This is a genomic window from Actinoplanes sp. NPDC051475, assembly GCF_040689425.1.
Classification (GTDB): Bacteria; Actinomycetota; Actinomycetes; order Mycobacteriales; family Micromonosporaceae; genus Actinoplanes.
This window is the reverse complement of the sequence record NZ_JBFAZZ010000013.1, coordinates 171,687-189,401: the sequence shown is the minus strand read 5'-3', so window position 1 is coordinate 189,401 and position 17,715 is coordinate 171,687. Positions and strand designations below refer to the sequence as shown.

At 70.1% G+C, this 17,715-nt stretch carries 10 protein-coding genes; 8 read left to right on the top strand and 2 right to left on the bottom strand.

Features of this window, described 5'->3' with window-relative positions:
* The first annotated feature begins 159 nt into the window (after positions 1-159).
* From AB0368_RS26095 to AB0368_RS26070, 6 genes are all read left to right on the top strand, one after another.
* Positions 160-1,179 (top strand): LacI family DNA-binding transcriptional regulator, encoded by a 1,020-nt coding sequence (locus AB0368_RS26095; protein WP_366156589.1) that lies wholly within the window; start codon positions 160-162, stop codon positions 1,177-1,179.
* A gap of 171 nt (positions 1,180-1,350) precedes the next feature.
* Positions 1,351-2,709, top strand: coding sequence for an extracellular solute-binding protein (locus tag AB0368_RS26090; RefSeq protein WP_366156588.1), 1,359 nt, complete (start codon positions 1,351-1,353; stop codon positions 2,707-2,709).
* 14 nt (positions 2,710-2,723) lie between these two features.
* On the top strand, positions 2,724-3,623 hold the full coding sequence (locus AB0368_RS26085) for a sugar ABC transporter permease (RefSeq protein ID WP_366156587.1): 900 nt from the start codon (positions 2,724-2,726) through the stop codon (positions 3,621-3,623).
* Between the two features lie 10 nt (positions 3,624-3,633).
* Positions 3,634-4,602, top strand: coding sequence for a carbohydrate ABC transporter permease (locus AB0368_RS26080; protein WP_366156586.1), 969 nt, complete (start codon positions 3,634-3,636; stop codon positions 4,600-4,602).
* Between the two features lie 22 nt (positions 4,603-4,624).
* Entirely contained in the window at positions 4,625-6,226 is a 1,602-nt protein-coding gene (locus AB0368_RS26075; protein WP_366156585.1) for a glycoside hydrolase family 13 protein, read from the top strand.
* 15 nt (positions 6,227-6,241) lie between these two features.
* Positions 6,242-9,814 carry a discoidin domain-containing protein gene (locus AB0368_RS26070; RefSeq protein ID WP_366156584.1) on the top strand — a complete coding sequence of 1,191 codons (3,573 nt, stop codon included), beginning with the start codon at positions 6,242-6,244 and terminating at the stop codon, positions 9,812-9,814.
* Between the two features lie 61 nt (positions 9,815-9,875).
* On the opposite strand, the gene AB0368_RS26065 is transcribed toward AB0368_RS26070, so the two are convergent.
* Positions 9,876-10,145 carry a hypothetical protein gene (locus AB0368_RS26065; RefSeq protein WP_366156583.1) on the bottom strand — a complete coding sequence of 90 codons (270 nt, stop codon included), beginning with the start codon at positions 10,143-10,145 and terminating at the stop codon, positions 9,876-9,878.
* A 161-nt stretch (positions 10,146-10,306) separates the two neighbouring features.
* Entirely contained in the window at positions 10,307-12,982 is a 2,676-nt protein-coding gene (ppdK, locus tag AB0368_RS26060; protein WP_366156582.1) for a pyruvate, phosphate dikinase, read from the bottom strand.
* Positions 12,983-13,297: 315 nt separating this feature from the next.
* Here ppdK and AB0368_RS26055 point away from each other — a divergent pair, with 315 nt between their 5' ends.
* Together AB0368_RS26055 and AB0368_RS26050 are read left to right on the top strand one after the other, a co-directional pair.
* Positions 13,298-15,880, top strand: a complete 2,583-nt coding sequence (locus tag AB0368_RS26055) for a carboxylate--amine ligase/circularly permuted type 2 ATP-grasp protein (protein WP_366156581.1) — start codon at positions 13,298-13,300, stop codon at positions 15,878-15,880.
* Between the two features lie 58 nt (positions 15,881-15,938).
* Complete coding sequence (locus AB0368_RS26050; RefSeq protein ID WP_366156580.1) at positions 15,939-17,714, top strand: N-acetylglutaminylglutamine amidotransferase; 1,776 nt, start codon at positions 15,939-15,941, stop codon at positions 17,712-17,714.
* Position 17,715 lies beyond the last annotated feature (1 nt).

Genomic DNA, 17,715 nt, shown 5'->3' with positions numbered 1-17,715 from the left:
TCCTCCTCGAATCGGACGGCGGGACAGCCCTGCTTCGAGCGTATGGAATGCATTCCGCTCGCGATGGGAACTCACAGCATCCGCAAGACATGGCAGCAATCCGTCGTATGCTGCAAGACTCAGTTCGGGTCTTGCAGCTTTCTGACGTAGGATTCCGCTGTGATCAAACGCCTGGCCGAGGTGGCCAAGAAAGCCGGCGTCAGCGAGGCGACGGTGAGCCGGGTGCTCAACGGCCGCAGCGGCGTGTCCGAGGCGACCCGCGCCTCCGTGCTCACCGCCCTCGACGTCCTGGGCTACGAGCGGCCGACCAAGCTGCGCGGCGAGCGCGGCCGCCTGGTCGGGCTCGTCCTGCCCGAGCTGCAGAATCCGATCTTTCCCGCACTCGCCGAGGTGGTCACCGCCTCCCTGGCCCAGCGCGGCTTCACCCCCGCCCTGTGCGCTCGCACGATCGGCGGCGTGCCCGAGCGCGACTACATCGAGATGCTGCTGGACCACCAGGTGTCCGGCGTCGTCTTCGCCGGCGGGTCGTACGCGCTGGCCGCCGCCGAGCACGGGCACTACAAGCAACTGCTCGACCGGCGGATGCCCGTGGTGATGGTGAACGCGGGCGTGGAGGGCCTCGGCTTCCCGCACATATCCACCGACGACGCCGTGGCCGTGGAGCAGGCGTACGGGCACCTGCGGTCGCTGGGCCACGAGCGCATCGGCATGGTGCTGGGCCCGGAGGACCACGTCCCGTCCCGGCGCAAGCTGGCGGCGGTCGCTGAGGCGGCACAGTGGACCGGGTCGGCGGCGGAGTGGCTCGTCGAGCGTACGAGCTTCTCCATGGAGAGCGCCCGGCTCGCCGCGACCCGCCTCATCCGGCGCGGCGCCACCGGGCTGATCTGCGCCAGCGACGTGATCGCCCTGGGCTCGATCCGGGCCGCCCGCCGCCTCAACCTCGACGTGCCGAGGGACGTCTCGGTGGTCGGGTTCGACGACAGCGCGCTGATGACGTGCACCGATCCGCCGCTCACCACGGTGCGCCAGCCCATCGAGCTGATGGGCCAGGCCGCGGTGGACGTACTCGTGAACCAGATCGAGGGCGCCGCGGCCACCACCGACGAGTTGCTCTTCGAGCCCGAGCTGGTGGTGCGCGGCTCGACCGGACCGGCACCGGCTCCCGCACGGGCGGCCTGACCAGCACATTCATCACCTTCACCAGGGCGGGCCCGGCGGGTCCGCCCTCTTCTTTGCGCGCCCGACCACAGCGGTCAGCTTTTTTCTTCTATCCGTCGAGTTCTTGCGGGCCCTCGTTTGTCTTTGTATCGTCATCGCCACGAAACAGACTGCGAGAAGGGCGTAACCCCCATGTTCAGGAAAAGGCTGCGCAGTGCCCTCGGGCTCCTGCTCGTCGCCGGCGTGGCCATGTCGGCCGCGGCCTGCGGCGGTGACGACGAATCGACGACGTCCAAGGACGGCAAGGTCACCCTGGTGATCAACGGCCTTCCGCCGGGGACCGAGAAGGCCACCCACGACCGCTTCCTCGCCAACGTCGCCGAGTTCGAGAAGGCGAACCCCACCATCAAGATCGACGCCCGCGAGGGCAAGATGGATCCGCAGACCTTCCCGGCCAAGCTCGCAGGCGGGCAGCTCGAGGACGTCTTCTACGTCTACTTCACCGACCCGGCCAACCTCATCGCCAAGCGCCAGGTCTCCGACGTCAGCAAGTACCTCAAGGACTACCCGATCACCTCGCAGCTCAAGCCGGAGGTGCTGCGGGTGTTCCAGGACGACAAGGGCGGCACGTACGGCCTGCCGTACAAGAACTACTCGATGGGTCTGCTCTACAACCGCGACCTGTTCAAGAAGGCCGGGCTGGACCCGGACAGCCCGCCGAAGACCTGGGCCGACGTGCGAACTGCCGCGAAGAAGATCGCCGGCCTGGGTGACGGCACGGTGGGTTACGGCGACTACAGCAAGAACAACACCGGGGGCTGGCACTTCACCACCGAGCTCTACTCGCTCGGCGGCGAGGTGGCGGTCGACCAGGGCGGCACCTGGAAGGCGGCGTTCAACAGCCCCCAGGGCAAGCAGGTCCTGCAGCAGCTCAAGGACATGCGCTGGACCGACAACGCCATGGGCCAGAAGCAGCTGCTCGAATGGGCCGACCTGTTGCAGCAGATGGGCTCCGGCAAGCTCGGCATGTACCTCGCCACCGCCGACAACATCCCGACGATCGTCAACCAGTACAAGGGCAAGTACGAGACGTACGGCCTGGGCCCGATCCCGGACGGCAAGGGCACGCTGGGCGGCGGCGAGGGCTACATGTTCAAGGCCGGGCTCAGCCCCGAGAAGATCCAGGCTGGTCTCAAGTGGCTGACGTTCTGGTTCACGTCGGCGGACCGCTACGAGGCCGAGAACAAGTGGTCGAGCGAGACCAAGCAGCCTGTCGGCCTGCCCGAGCCGGCCATCTTCACCGGCGCGGCGGCGCAGACCCAGGCCGCTGCCGACAAGAAGTACGCCAACATCCCGCAGGAGAACTACGCGCCGTTCGTGGCGAGCCTGGGCGCGATCCCGGTCAAGCTCGAGCCGCCGAACGCCCAGCAGATCTACGCAGCCCTCGACGTGGCGATGCAGAAGGTTCTCACGGACAAGAACGCGAACGTCGACCAGCTGCTGGCAGACGCTGAAACGCAGGCCAACCAGATCCTGGCAAGCGTCAAGTGAGTTCCCTGTCCACGATGGCCCGCGCGCGTGAGGCGCGCGCGGGCCGCCTGCGGCGCAAGATCTCCGACAACCTCCTGGCGTACGCGTTCCTGGCCGCGGGCCTGGCCTGCTTCGCCTTCTTCTCGTGGTATCCGCTCGTCAAGGGCGTGATCCTGAGCTTCCAGCAGGACAACTTCGTGGTGCCGCCGTACTGGGTGGGACTCGACAACTACAAGGCGCTCTTCGACGACCCGCTGTTCTACACCGCGTGGAAGAACACACTGCTGTTCACCGGGCTCGCGCTGATCTTCGGCTTCGCCCTGCCGTTCTTCATCGCGGTGCTGCTCAACGAGTTCCGGCACTTCAGCGGCTACTTCCGGGTGCTGGTCTACCTGCCGGTGATGCTGCCGCCGATCGTGGCCGTGCTGCTCTGGAGGTACTTCTACGACCCGGGCAACGGCCTGTTCAACACGCTGCTGCGCGAGGCCGGCCTGCCGGAGTCGCAGTGGACCCAGTCCTCCGGCACCGCGATGATCTCGCTGGTGCTGGTCTCCACCTGGGCCAACCTCGGCGGCGCCACGCTGATGTACCTCGCCGCGCTGCAGGGCATCCCCGGCGAGCTGTACGAGGCCGCCGAGCTGGACGGCGCGAGCATCTGGCAGCGGCTGCGGCACGTCACCTTCCCGCAGATGCGCTTCATCATGCTGGTCCTGCTGCTGCTCCAGATCATCGCGACCATGCAGGTCTTCATCGAGCCGTACGCCCTGACCGGCACCTCGAACCCGGACACGATCACCGTGATGGTGCTGGTCTACCGCTACGCGTTCACCGTCAACAACGACTTCGGCCTCGCCGCCGCCATGAGCGTGCTGCTGTTCGTGGTGCTCGGTGCCTTCTCGGCGCTGTACCTGCGGCTGACCCGGAGCGGGGACTGAGGAGAGCACGATGACCCTGACCGCCCCGCCCGCAGCCCCGGTCGGCGCCCCGGCGCCGGCACCCGTACCTTCGCGTCCCAAGCGGCGGCTCTCCACCAACGGCGCTGCCGGCCGTACCCTCATCTCCGCCGTTGATCTGCAGCGGCACCGCCGGCTCTACCTCGCGGTGCTCGGCCTGACCCTGGTGGTCTTCACGCTGGTCTTCCTCTTCCCGCTCTACTGGATGGTCAGCAGCGCGGTGAAGTCGCCGGTCGAGTACGCCCAGAGCACCCCCACCTTCATCCCGGAGTCCTGGCACCCGGAGACATACGCGACGGCGTGGACGAACATGCGGATCGCCAAGTACTTCACCAACACGGTGTTCTACGCGGTCGGCGGCTGGCTCATCTCGCTGCTGGTCGACGTCGGGGTGGCGTACGCGCTCAGCAAGCTGAAGCCGATCTTCGGGAGAGTCGTGCTCGGCGCGATGCTCGCGAGCCTGATGCTCCCGGCGGCCGCGCTGCTCGTGCCGGCGTACAAGACGGTCGTGGACCTGCCGCTGCTGCACGTCAACCTGCTGAACACGCCGTGGGCGCTGTGGCTGCCGGCCGCCGCCAACGCGTTCAACGTCTACGTGCTCAAGCGCTTCTTCGACCAGATCCCCGACGACCTGCTCGACGCCGCCGCGATCGACGGCGCGGGCAGGCTGCGCCAGCTGTGGTCGGTCATCCTGCCGCTGTCGCGGCCGGTGCTCGGGGTCACGTCCATCTTCATCATCGTCGCGATGTGGAAGGACTTCCTCTGGCCGCTGCTGGTGCTCCAGAACCCCGAGTCGCAGACGTTGAGCGTGGCCCTGGCGCGGCTCGCCAACACCAGCCAGGTGCCGCCGACCGAGTTCATGGCCGGCCTGGCCATCGCGAGCCTTCCCATGATCGTCGTCTTCCTGATCTTCCAGCGGAGCATCATCGGCGGGCTCTCCGCCGGCTCCCTCAAGGGCTGAACTCCGGCGAAAGCAGGTCACTGTGCCCCATTCCCAGCCCGGTTCCTGGTGGCGCGACGCCGTCATCTACCAGGTGTATCCGCGCAGCTTCGCCGACTCCGACGGCGACGGCGTCGGGGACATCGACGGGATCCGGGCGCGCCTGGGCCACCTGGCCGGCCTCGGCGTCGACGCGATCTGGATGAGCCCCTGGTACCCGTCCCCGATGGCGGACGCCGGCTACGACGTCGCCGACTTCCGCGACATCGACCCCGTCTTCGGCACCCTCGCCAAGGCCGAGGCCCTCATCGCCGAGGCGCACGAGCTCGGGATCCGCGCCATCGTGGACATCGTCCCCAACCACGTCTCGAGCGAGCACGTGTGGTTCAGGAAGGCGCTGGCCGACCCCGGGGCGCCGGAGCGGGACCTGTTCTGGTTCCGCCCGGGGCGCGGCAAGCACGGCGACGAGATGCCGACGGACTGGGTCGGCGAGTTCGGCGGCACCACCTGGACCCGCACCACGAACCCCGACGGCACGCCGGGCGACTGGTATCTGCACCTGTTCACTCCCGAGCAGCCGGACCTCAACTGGGACCATCCGGCGGTCCGGGCCGACTTCGAGGACATCCTGCGGTTCTGGTTCGACCGCGGGGTCGACGGCATCCGCATCGACTCGGCCGCGCTGCTGATCAAGGACCGGGCCCTGCCGCCGGTCGTCGAGGGCCGGCCGCACCCGTTCCACGACCTCGACGAGGTGCACGAGGTCTACCGCGCCTGGCGGCGGGTGTCGGACGGCTACCGGGACCGCGCCCTGATCGGCGAGGTGTGGCTGCCGGAGGTCGAGCGCTTCGCCGGCTACCTGCGCGCGGACGAGCTGCACGCCGCGTTCAACTTCGACTTCCTCGGCTGCGCCTGGGACGCCGGGCCGATGCGCGAGTGCATCGACCGTACGCTCGACGCCCACCGCGCCGTCGGAGCGCCCCCGACCTGGGTGCTGTCCAACCACGACGTCACCCGGCACGTCACCCGGTACGGCCGGACCACCACCACCTTCAGCTTCGACGACAACCTCGACGGCACCCCGGTCGACCTCGAGCTCGGCACCCGCCGCGCCCGGGCCGCCGCCCTGCTCTCCCTCTCGCTGCCCGGCGCCACCTACGTCTACCAGGGCGAGGAACTGGGCCTCTGGGAGAACGAGAACATCCCACCCGACCGGATGCGCGACCCCATGTACGCCCGCCGCGGGCACAGCCGCGACGGCTGCCGGGTGCCGCTGCCGTGGAGCGGCGACGAACCGCCGTTCGGCTTCTCGACCGCCGAACCGTGGCTCCCCCAGCCGCGCGAGTGGAAGGACCGCACGGTCCAGGCCCAGACCGGCGACCCCAGCTCGATGCTCGAGCTTTACCGCTCGGCCATCGCCCTGCGCAAGGCCGAGCCGGGTCTGCACGAACCGCCCATGCAATGGCTGGCGAGCGCGCCGGGCGTGCTCGCGTACACCCGGGGCGCGGCCTTCGCCTGCGTCCTCAACCTGTCCCCGGCCGCCGTCGCGCTGCCGGCCCACCGATCCGTCCTGCTCACCAGCGGCCCCCTCGACGGCGATCGTCTTCCCCCGGACACCGCCGTCTGGCTGCGCCTGGCCACCTGACGAAAGGGCTCCCCCATGGCCATCTCCAGAATGCGACGAATGATGGTGGCGGCTGCCGCCGCCATCGTCGCCACCGCCGTCCTCCAGGCCGTCTCCCCCACCGCCCCGGCCGCCGCCGCGGGCCCCAACCTCGCCGCCGGCAAGCCCTTCAGCGCCAGCAGCTTCGTCGACGTGTACGGCGCCGGCTACGCGGGCGACGGCAACGCCAGCACCTACTGGGAGAGCGCCAACAACGCCTTCCCGCAGTGGCTGCAGGTCGACCTCGGCCAGTCCGTCTCCGTCAACCAGGCCGTCGTGAAGCTGCCGCCGTCCACCGCGTGGCAGACCCGTACGCAGACGCTGGCCGTGCAGGGCAGCGCGACCGGCTCAGGCTTCACCGACCTCAAGGCGAGCACGGGCTACACGTTCAACCCGGCCACCGGCAACACCGTCACCATCGACTTCGGCGCGGCCACCACCCGGTACGTGCGCCTGGCCGTCAGCGGCAACACCGGCTGGCCCGCCGGTCAGGTCTCGGAGCTCGAGGTCTACGGTCCGGCCACCGGCGACACCCAGGCACCTGGCGCGCCGGGCGGGCTGGCGTACACCCAGCCGCAGTCCGGGCAGATCCGGCTCACCTGGAACGCCTCCACCGACAACGTCGGGGTGACCGGGTACGAGATCTACGCCAACGGGTCGCTGCTCACCACGGTCGCCGGCAATGTGCTGACGTACACCGACAACCGGCCCGCCGGTGCGGCCGTGGCCTACTACGTGAAGGCGCGCGACGCCGCGGGCAACGTGTCCGCGGCGAGCAACACGGTCACCCGCACCGGCTCCGGCACCGGGGGCACGAATCTGGCGGCCGGCAAGCCGATCACCGCCTCGTCGACCGTCTTCACCTTCGTCGCCACGAACGCCAACGACAACGACACCGCCACGTACTGGGAGGGCAGCGCGTACCCGGCGAACCTGACCGTGTCCCTCGGCGCGAACGCCACGACCAGCTCCGTCGTGGTCAAGCTCAACCCGTCGACCCAGTGGGGTACTCGCACCCAGACGTTCTCGGTCCTCGGCCGCGAGCAAAGCGCGCCGGGCTTCACCACGCTGGTGGGCTCCGCGACGTACACGTTCGACCCGGCCACCGGCAACACCGTGACCATCCCGGTCAGCGCCACCGCGGCGGACGTGCGGCTGAGCTTCACCGCCAACACCGGGGCGCCCAGCGGGCAGGTGGCGGAGTTCCAGGTCATCGGCGAGCCGGCACCCAACCCGGACCTGACGATCACCGGCATGGCGGTCTCCCCGTCCGCGCCGGTCGAGACCGACCAGATCACCCTGTCGGCCACCGTCCGCAACGCCGGGAGCGCCGGCAGTCCGGCAACCACGGTCACCTTCTATCTGGGTACGGCCAAAGCCGGCAGCGCGAACGTCGGGGCCCTCGCCGCCGGGGCGTCCGCCACGGTCACCGCGAGCATCGGCGCGCGTGACGCGGGCTCGTACCCGCTGAGCGCCACGGTGGACGAGGCCGGCACCGTCATCGAGCAGAACGACACGAACAACAGCTACACCAACCCGAACGACCTGGTCGTGACGCCGGTCTCGAGCTCGGACCTCGTCGCGGCGGTGGTCAGCTGGTCGCCGTCGAACCCGTCGGCGGGCCAGCCGGTCGCCTTCAGTGTCACCATCCGCAACCAGGGCAGCGCCGCCTCGGCCGGCGGCGCGCACGACGTCACCGTGACCGTCCTGGGCGACAACGGCTCGGTGGTGAAGACCCTGACCGGCTCGTGGTCGGGCACTCTCGCCGCCGGCGCGTCCTCGCCGGCGATCAGCGTCGGCTCGTGGACGGCGGTCAACGGCAGGTACACGGTCCGGACCGTACTCGCGAACGACGGCAACGAGCTGCCGGTCAAGCAGGCCAACAACACGAGCGAGAAGCCGCTTTTCGTCGGCCGCGGCGCGAACATGCCCTATGACATGTACGAGGCCGAGGACGGCACCGTCGGCGGCGGCGCTCAGGTGGTCGGCCCGAACCGCAAGATCGGTGATCTGGCCGGCGAGGCGTCCGGCCGCAGGGCGGTGACGCTCAACGCCACCGGCGCGTACGTGCAGTGGACGGCCCGGGCGGCCACCAACACCGTCGTGGCACGGTTCTCCATCCCGGACACCACGACCAGCTCGATCAACGTCTACGTCAACGGTTCGCTGAACAAGACGCTCCCGCTCACCTCCCGGTACGCCTGGCTCTACGGCAACGAGAGCGCGCCGCAGAACTCGGGCACCGGGCCGCGGCACATCTACGACGAGGCGAACATCATGCTCACCGGCTCGTTCCCGGCCGGCAGCGTGATCAAGCTGCAGAAGGACTCGGGCAACGGGGGGAACATCGCGATCGACTTCATCAACACCGAGCAGGTCGCGCCGGTCACCAACCCGAATCCCGCCACGTACGTGGTCCCGAACGGCTTCGACCAGCAGGCCGTGCAGGCGGCGCTGGACGCGGCCCGGACGGACAGCGGCAAGGCCGGCGTCTACCTGCCGCCGGGCGACTACCAGACGACGAGCAAGTTCCAGGTGTACGGCAGGGCGATCCAGGTCGTCGGCGCCGGCCCCTGGTACACGAGGTTCTCCACGCCGCAGAACCAGTCGGAGACGGACGCGGGCTTCCGCGCCGACGGCACCGCCAACGGCTCGACGTTCAAGAACTTCGCCTTCTTCGGCAACTACACGATCCGGCAGGACGGCCCGGGCAAGGTGTTCGACTTCTCGAACGTCTCCGGCATCACGATCGACAACATCTGGGCCGAGCACACCGTCTGCCTCTACTGGGGCGCGAATACCGACCACATGGTCATCAAGAACTCGCGCATCCGCAACCTGTTCGCCGACGGGGTCAACATGACCAACGGCAGCACCGACAACCTGGTCGACAACAACGACGCCCGGGCCACCGGCGACGACAGCTTCGCGCTGTTCTCGGCGATCGACGCGGGCGGCGCCGACGAGATCAACAACGTCTACTCCAACCTGTCCACCACGCTCACCTGGCGCGCCGCGGGCATCGCGGTCTACGGCGGCTACGCCAATACGTTCAAGAACATCTACATCGCGGACACCCTGGTCTACTCGGGCATCACCATCAGCTCGCTGGACTTCGGCTACCCCATGAACGGCTTCGGCGCCGACCCGCCGACGGTCTTCGACAACATCTCGATCGTCCGCGCCGGCGGCCACTTCTGGGGCGCCCAGACCTTCCCGGCGATCTGGGTGTTCTCGGCCTCCAAGGTGTTCCAGGGCATCCGGGTCAGCAACGTCGACATCGTCGACCCGACGTACTCGGGAATCATGTTCCAGACCAACTACGACGGCAGCGGCCGCCCGCAGAACCCGATCAAGGACACGGTCTTCACCAACGTGTCGATCAGCGGGGCGCAGAAGAGCGGCGACGAGTTCGACGCCAAGTCGGGCTTCGGCATCTGGGCCAACCCGATGCCGGAGGCGAACCAGGGCCCGGCGGTCGGCTCGGCCACCTTCACCAACCTGCGCCTGAGCAACAACTGGCGGGACATCGAGAACACCACGTCCACGTTCACCATCAACCGCAACTAGCCGCTCCCCCAACGGAAGAGAGGGCCCGCGCCGAGTCCCCCGGCGCGGGCCCCGCCGGTTCTCAGTGCCGGCGGTCCATCCGCAGCGACGATCCCGGTGTGCCGGCGCGGCGCAGGCCGGCCTTGACGACGAAGATGCGACGGCGGGCCACTGCCTGGCCGCGGCGGTCGAGCTGATAGCCGTCGAGCCAGACCCAGCCGGCGTACGTCGGACGGTCGTCGACGGCGATGATGCGGAACACGAATCCGGACCGGCCGGTGAACTGCACGCTGGCCGCCCGTCCGACGAACACCACGTCGCCCGGCCGCAGCCCCTGACCCTCGTCAGTCATGGCTCATGGATGCCGGGCTGGAGGACGGCGTAAACCGACCTCTCCGACAAAGATTCGGCGGCGTCTCCATGTTCGTCACCTTGGGCCGTACGCGCGCAGACCTCAATCCCTCCGGCGGATTTGGCACACAGCCTGCCGGTTCCGCCGGAGGGACGGCCGGATCAGCGGCTGTCGGAGTCGCCCCCGGTGATCGCCGCCCGGCCCGCTTCCAGGCGCGCGACCGGCACCCGGAACGGCGAGCAGGACACGTAGTCCAGTCCGACCTCGTGGAAGAAGTGCACCGACTCGGGGTCGCCGCCGTGCTCGCCGCAGACGCCGAGCTTGAGGTCGGGGCGTACCGCCCGGCCCTCCTCCGCGGCGATGCGGATCAGCCGGCCCACGCCGTCGCGGTCGATCGACTCGAACGGCGAGATGCCGAAGATGCCGAGCTCCAGGTAGCGCCAGAAGAACGCCCCCTCGACGTCGTCGCGGGAGAAGCCCCAGCCCATCTGCGTCAGGTCGTTGGTGCCGAAGGAGAAGAAGTCCGCGGCCTCGGCGATCTGACCGGCGGTGAGGGCCGCCCGGGGCACCTCGATCATCGTGCCGATCAGCACCTGGACGCCGCTGCCGGCGACGACCTCGGCGACGATCTGCTCGCACTCCTGCCGGACCATCTCGAGCTCCTGCACGGCGCCGACCAGCGGCACCATGATCTCCGGGCGCGGGTTCAGTCCCTCGCCGGCGAGCTGGACCGCCGCCTCCGTGATCGCACGTACCTGCATGGCGAACAGGCCCGGGATGACCAGGCCGAGGCGTACGCCGCGCAGGCCGAGCATCGGGTTCTGCTCGTGCATCCGGCGTACGGCGTCGAGCAGCCGCTCGTCCTCGGAGTGCTCCTCGCCGCGCTCGCGGGCCACGGCCACGTTGACGGCCAGTTCCTCCAGCGACGGCAGGAACTCGTGCAGCGGCGGGTCGATGAGGCGCACGGTGACCGGCAGCCCGTCCATGGCCCGGAACAGGTCGACGAAGTCGGCGCGCTGCAACGGGAGCAGCGCGGCGAGGGCGTCGTTGCGGGCGCTCTCGCTGACCGCGAGGATCAGCCGCTCGACGAGTTCCTTACGGTCGCCGAGGAACATGTGCTCGGTGCGGCACAGCCCGATGCCCTCCGCGCCGAAGCGCCGGGCCCGGGCGGCGTCGTCGCCGGTGTCGGCGTTGGTGCGTACGGCCAGCCGCCGCGTGGCGTCGGCGTGACTCATGATGGTGTGCACCGCCTCGACCAGGGTCGAGTCCACCTCGTCGCCCTCGAAGTACTGGACCACCTCGGACGGGCGTACGGGTACCGCGCCCACGTACACGCGGCCCGTGGTGCCGTCGATCGAGATGACCTCGCCCTCGTTGACGGTGCAACCGTCCACGGTGAACCGGTCCGCCGCGATCTCCAGCTGGTCGGCGCCGCAGACGCAGGTGCGGCCCATGCCGCGGGCCACGACCGCCGCGTGGCTGGTCTTGCCGCCGCGGGCGGTGAGGATGCCGCGGGCCGCGATCATGCCGGCCAGGTCCTCGGGGTTGGTCTCGCGGCGGACGAGGATGACGTCCTCGCCGGCCCCGGCGAGCTCGGCGGCCCGCTCGGCGCTGAACACGGCCTTGCCGGACGCGGCGCCCGGCGAGGCTCCGATGCCCCGGGTCAGCGCGACCGGATCGCCCGAGAGGTCGAAGCGGGGGAACATCAACTGGGCCAGCTGGGCGCCCGAGACCCGGCGCAGCGCCTCGTCCAGGTTGATCATGCCCTCGTTGACCAGCTGGGCCGCGATCCGGAAGGCGGCCGCGGCGGTGCGCTTGCCGACCCGGGTCTGCAGCATCCACAGCTTGCCGCGCTCGATGGTGAACTCGATGTCGCACAGGTCCCGGTAGTGCCCCTCGAGCTTGGCCATGATGCCCAGCAGCTCCTCGTAGGACCGCGGGTCCAGGCCCTGCAGGTCCTCGAGCGGCATGGTGTTGCGGATGCCGGCGACCACGTCCTCGCCCTGAGCGTTCGCCAGGTAGTCGCCGTAGATGCCCTGGGCGCCGGACGCCGGGTCGCGGGTGAACGCGACGCCGGTCCCGGAGTCGGCGCCGAGGTTGCCGAAGACCATCGCCACCACGTTCACGGCCGTGCCGAGGTCGGCCGGAATGCGTTCCTGGCGACGGTAGAGCACGGCCCGCTCGGCATTCCAGGAGCGGAAGACAGCTTCCATCGCCAGGCGCATCTGCTCGCGGGGATCCTGCGGGAACTCATATCCGGTGTGCTTGGCGAAAATGTGCTTGTACCGGTCCACGAGGGCGCGCAGGTCGGCCGCGTCCAGGTGCAGATCGTCGGTGGCACCCTTGGCTTTCTTCGCCTCTTCGAGGGCGTCGGAGAAATCCTCGCCGGGCACGTCGCAGACGGTTTTCCCGAACATCTGGATGAGCCGGCGGTACGAGTCCCAGGCGAACCGGTCGTCGCCGCCGGCCTGGGCGGCCAGGCCCACGACGCTGGCGTCGGTGAGGCCGACGTTGAGCACCGTCTCCATCATGCCGGGCATCGAGAACGCGGCGCCGGAACGCACCGAGACCAGCAGCGGGTCCTCCGGATCACCGAGCCGGCGGCCCATCGCGGCCTCCAGCGCGGCGAGATGCCCGTCGATCTCGGCGTCGAGGCCGTCCGGGTTGCGCCCGGTCGACAGGTACGCCTGGCAGGCACTCGTGGTGACGGTGAAACCAGCCGGAACGGGAAGCCCCAGGCGGGTCATCTCCGCCAGGTTCGCGCCTTTGCCGCCAAGAAGGTCCTTGAGATCCCTGTGACCTTCCGAAAAATCGTAGACGTACTTCTCCCCGGCCATTGTCGCCTCCCATTGCCACCACGCCGAACGCTCGTTAATGGTGTCCCGGAGGGTAGGTGCGGCGCCACCGGAGGCCCTAGCATTCGTGAAGAATTGCACAAGCTTTCGCGTAGATGGGCGCGGAAGAGCGTGACTTCGAGCATCCGCGCGCACGGACCCGTCAAGCCGTCCCCGCCGGCGGGGTCCGTCCCCCCGCACCGTCGCGGGTGCAGTCGGTCACGCTTGGGCGCAGCCGGAAATGGGCACGTCACAGGTTCGGTACATGAGCTGACGAGGCTCCGGACCAACGGACGATGCGACATAGGCGGTTGACACATGACGGAGTCACTCAGGGTCAGCGAGGGCGGCGAGGAAGAGGCCGTCGGCACCGACCTTACGCTCGGCGTGGAGGAGGAGCTGCACGTCGTCGACCTCAAGACGCGCGAGCTCGTGCCCCGCGCGCCGGACGTGCTCGCCCAGCTGGACGAGGGGCACTTCTCCGCCGAGCTGCACCGCTCGGTGGTCGAGACCAACACGCCGGTGGCCGAGACCCTCGACGATCTGCGCGACGGCATCGTGACGCTGCGCCGCCGGGCGATCGGCGTCGCGGAGTCGCTGGGGCTGGGCCTCGTGGCGGCCGGCACGGTGCCGGTGGTCGACCTGGACTCGCTGCCGGTGACGCCGACCTCGCGCTACCGCCGGATGCTGGACGAATACCAGATGCTGGCCCGGGAACAGCTCATCTGCGGCGCGCAGGTGCACGTCGGCATCCCGGACCGTGACGAGGCCGTCGCCATCGCGCAGCGGGTCACCCCGGCGCTTCCGGTGCTGCTGGCACTCTCCGCGAGCTCGCCGTTCTGGATGGGTGAGGACAGCGGTTACGCCAGCGTGCGCTCGCTGGTCTGGATGCGCTGGCCGACCGCCGGCGACAGCGGCGTCGTCCGGGACGCCGCCGACCACGACGCGCTGGTGGCCGACCTGATCGCGTCCGGCACCATCACCGACCCCAAGATGGTGTACTTCGACGTCCGCCCGTCGGCCCACCTGCCGACCGTGGAGCTGCGAGTCACGGATTCCAGCCCGGACGCGGACACGGTCGTACTGCTGGCCGGCCTCTTCCGGGCGCTGGTGCTGCGCGCCCGGCAGGACCACCGCGCCGGCCGCCCGCTCGTGCCGACCCGCCCGCCGCTGCACCGGGCCGCGATGTGGCGCGCCGCCCGCTCCGGCCTGGAGGGCGACCTGCTCGACCTGCCCCGCTCGCCGGTGCCCGTACCGGCCGCCGTCGCGGTCGAGCGCCTCGTCGGCGATCTGCGCCCGCAGCTCGAGGAGCTGGGCGACTGGGAGCAGGTCTTCGACCTGTCCGTCCAGGCCCTGAGCCGGGGCAGCTCGGCCGCCCGGCAGCGGCGCGCCCTGACCCGCCGCGGCCGCATCTCGGACGTGGTGGACCTGGTGGTCGCCGACACCCGCGGCGGCGCCACCGGCGTCGGGCCGGGCGGGCAGACCGTCCCGGCCGGGCTCACCCCGTACGCGGCGATCGGCGACGAGGCGTTCCCGGGCGGCGACGTCGTGCCCGCGTACCAGCCGATCCTGAACGTGCTGAGCGCGCTCGGCCCGGCCGGGCTGCGCCGCCGCGAGGACGCCAAGGACGACGAGCAGCGCGCCCGGGGCATCACCTTCAGCGTGGCCGGCGAGGCCGCGACCCGCCTGTTCCCGTTCGACCTCGTGCCGCGCATCGTGCCCGAGCGCGACTGGAGCCGGCTGCACGGTGGGCTGATCCAGCGGGTCCGCGCCCTCGACGCGTTCATCAACGACGTGTACGGCGACCGCGCCGTGGTCGCCGACGGCGTCGTACCGGAGTGGGTCATCGACGGCTCGCCCGAGCTGCGGCCCAGCGGCGCCCTGGTGAGCCGGCCGGGACCCCGGGCGCAGGTGGCCGGCGTCGACCTGGTGCGCGACGGCGAGGGCACCTGGTGCGTGCTCGAGGACAACCTGCGAGTGCCGTCCGGGATCGCGTACGCGATGCAGAACCGCCGGCTCACCGAGAGCGTGCTGCCGGAGTTCCCCCGCCCGGCCGGCCTGCTCAGCCCCGAGGAGACGCCGCGGCTGCTCAAGCGGGCGCTGGTCGAGGCCGCCGGGCCCGCCGCCGGCGACGAACCGGGCGTGGTGGTGCTGAGCCAGGGCACCGACGACTCGGCGTGGTTCGAGCACCGGATGCTCGCCGACGAGATGGGCGTACCCCTGGTCCGCAGCACCGAGCTGCTGGTCGACGACCGCGTCGTGTTCCGGATCGCGAGCGGGCGCAAGCACCGCGTCGACGTGATCTACCTGCGCATGGGTGAGGACAGCCTGGTGCACTCGCCCGGTGCGGACGGGATGCCGCTGGGCCCGAGCCTGGTCACGGCCCTGCACGCCGAGTCGGTGGTGCTGGCCAACGCACTGGGCAACGGCATCGGCGACGACAAGGCCGTCTACGCGTACGTGCCCAAGCTCATCGAGTACTACCTGGGCGAGAAGCCGTTGCTGGCCGACGTGCCGACGTACCTGTGCGGCATCCCGGAACAGCGCGCGGAGGTGCTCGGCCGGCTGGAGGAGCTGGTCTGCAAGCCGGTCGACGGCTACGGCGGCGACCGCATCGTCATCGGCCCGCATGCGACCTCCGCCGACCTGGCCGCCGTACGCCGGCAGATCCACACCGCCCCGCACCGCTGGGTCGCGCAGGAGGTGGTGAACCTGTCGACCCATCCGGTGTTCGACGGTCAGGAGCTCGCGCCCCGCCACGTCGACCTGCGCGCCTTCGTCTTCACCGGCAAGGAGTCGGTGGTCGCCCCCGCGGCCCTGACCCGGGTCGCCCCCGCCGGGAGCATGATCGTCAACTCCTCCCGCGGCGGCGGCAGCAAGGACACCTGGCTGTTGGGCTGAGGCCCCTTCACAGCCCAGAAATCCCCTCGAAACTCCAAACCGTGGAGGTTGATCCATCATGTGCGGAATCGGCGGCGAGCTCAGGTTCGACGACCGGGCGGCCGACCCCGAGGCCGTCCGGCGGATGCTGCCGCGCCTGGAGTCGCGCGGCCCCGACGGCGAGGGCCTGTGGCACCGCGGCGCGGTCGCGTTCGGCCATCGGCGGCTCAAGATCATCGACCTGTCCGAGGCCGGCGGCCAGCCGATGACGGACGAGCAGCTCGGCCTGACCCTGGTCTTCAACGGCTGCATCTACAACTACCGGCAGCTCCGTGAGGAGCTGCGCGGCCACGGCTACACCTTCGTCTCCACCTCCGACACCGAGGTGATCATGAAGGCGTACCACCGCTGGGGCGCCGACTGCGTCCAGCACTTCCTCGGCATGTTCGCCTTCGCGATCACCGAGCACGCCACCGGAACGGTCATGCTGGCCCGCGACCGCCTCGGCATCAAGCCGATGTACCTCGCCGAGACCCCCGGCCGGCTGCGCTTCGCCTCCACCCTGCCCGCGCTGCTCGCCGCCGGGGACGTCGACACGTCGATCGACAAGGTGGCGCTGCAGCACTACATGACGTTCCACTCGGTCGTGCCGGCGCCGCGCACGATCGTCGCCGGCATCCGCAAGCTGCCGCCGGCGACGGTCCGCATCATCAAGCCGGACGGTACGTCGACATCGAAGGTCTACTGGGAGGCGTCCCACACCCGCGCCGACGCCCCGACGACTCGAGAGGAGTGGGCCGAGGCGATCCACGTCAAGCTGCGTACGGCGGTCGAACGGCGGATGGTCGCCGACGTGCCGGTCGGGGTGCTGCTCTCCGGCGGGCTCGACTCCTCGTACATCGTGGCGCTCCTGGCCGAGCAGGGGCAGCGCGGGCTGACCACGTTCTCCATCGGCTTCGAGTCCGCGGCCGGCGAGAGCGGCGACGAGTTCGCGTACTCGGACATCATCGCCAAGCAGTTCGACACCCGGCACCACCAGATCCGGATCGGCAGGGACCGGTTCCTGCCCGCCGTCACGCGTACCGTCGCCGCGATGAGCGAGCCGATGGTCAGCCACGACTGCGTCGCCTTCAACCTGCTCAGCGAGGACGTCTCCGAGCAGGTGAAGGTCGTCCAGTCGGGGCAGGGCGCGGACGAGATCCTGGCCGGCTACAGCTGGTACCCGCCGCTCGCCGACGTGCCCCGGGACCGCGCCGTGGACGCGTACGCGAAGGAGTTCTTCGACCGCCCCCACGGTGACCTGGCCCGGCAGCTGAACCCGGAGTGGTTCCTTGACGAGGACGTCAGCCGCGAGTTCGTGGCGGCGAGCTTCGCCCGGCCCGGCGCCACCACCGCGGTCGACGCGGCGTTGCGGCTGGACTCGCAGGTCATGCTGGTCGACGATCCCGTCAAGCGGGTGGACAACATGACGATGGCGTGGGGGCTGGAGGCGCGCGTACCGTTCCTGGATCACGAGCTTGTCGAGCTCGCGGCGGCCTGCCCGCCGGAGCTCAAACTGGCCCAGGGCGGCAAGGGGGTGCTCAAGGACGCGGCCCGCGGGGTCGTGCCCGACGAGGTGATCGACCGGACCAAGGGCTACTTCCCGGTTCCCGGGATCCGGCACCTGGAGGGGCCGATGCTGGAGATGGTCCGCGAGGCGCTGCACGCACCGGCGGCCCGCGCGCGGAATCTCTTCCGCAAGGAGTACGTTGACGCGCTGCTGGCCGACCCGAACACTCCTCGTACGACCCTCGGGGCGAACCAGCTGTGGCAGCTCGCCCTGCTCGAGATGTGGTTGCAGGACAAGGGAATCTGAG

What these genes read in the sequence shown, in the direction of transcription:
- AB0368_RS26090 (WP_366156588.1), top strand. Translation starts at nt 1,351, where the DNA reads ATGTTCAGGAAAAGGCTGCGCAGTGCCCTCGGGCTCCTGCTCGTCGCC.
- AB0368_RS26085 (WP_366156587.1), top strand. Translation starts at nt 2,724, where the DNA reads ATGGCCCGCGCGCGTGAGGCGCGCGCGGGCCGCCTGCGGCGCAAGATC.
- AB0368_RS26080 (WP_366156586.1), top strand. Translation starts at nt 3,634, where the DNA reads ATGACCCTGACCGCCCCGCCCGCAGCCCCGGTCGGCGCCCCGGCGCCG.
- AB0368_RS26070 (WP_366156584.1), top strand. Translation starts at nt 6,242, where the DNA reads ATGGCCATCTCCAGAATGCGACGAATGATGGTGGCGGCTGCCGCCGCC.
- AB0368_RS26065 (WP_366156583.1), bottom strand. Translation starts at nt 10,145, where the DNA reads ATGACTGACGAGGGTCAGGGGCTGCGGCCGGGCGACGTGGTGTTCGTC.
- ppdK (WP_366156582.1), bottom strand. Translation starts at nt 12,982, where the DNA reads ATGGCCGGGGAGAAGTACGTCTACGATTTTTCGGAAGGTCACAGGGAT.
- AB0368_RS26055 (WP_366156581.1), top strand. Translation starts at nt 13,298, where the DNA reads ATGACGGAGTCACTCAGGGTCAGCGAGGGCGGCGAGGAAGAGGCCGTC.
- AB0368_RS26050 (WP_366156580.1), top strand. Translation starts at nt 15,939, where the DNA reads ATGTGCGGAATCGGCGGCGAGCTCAGGTTCGACGACCGGGCGGCCGAC.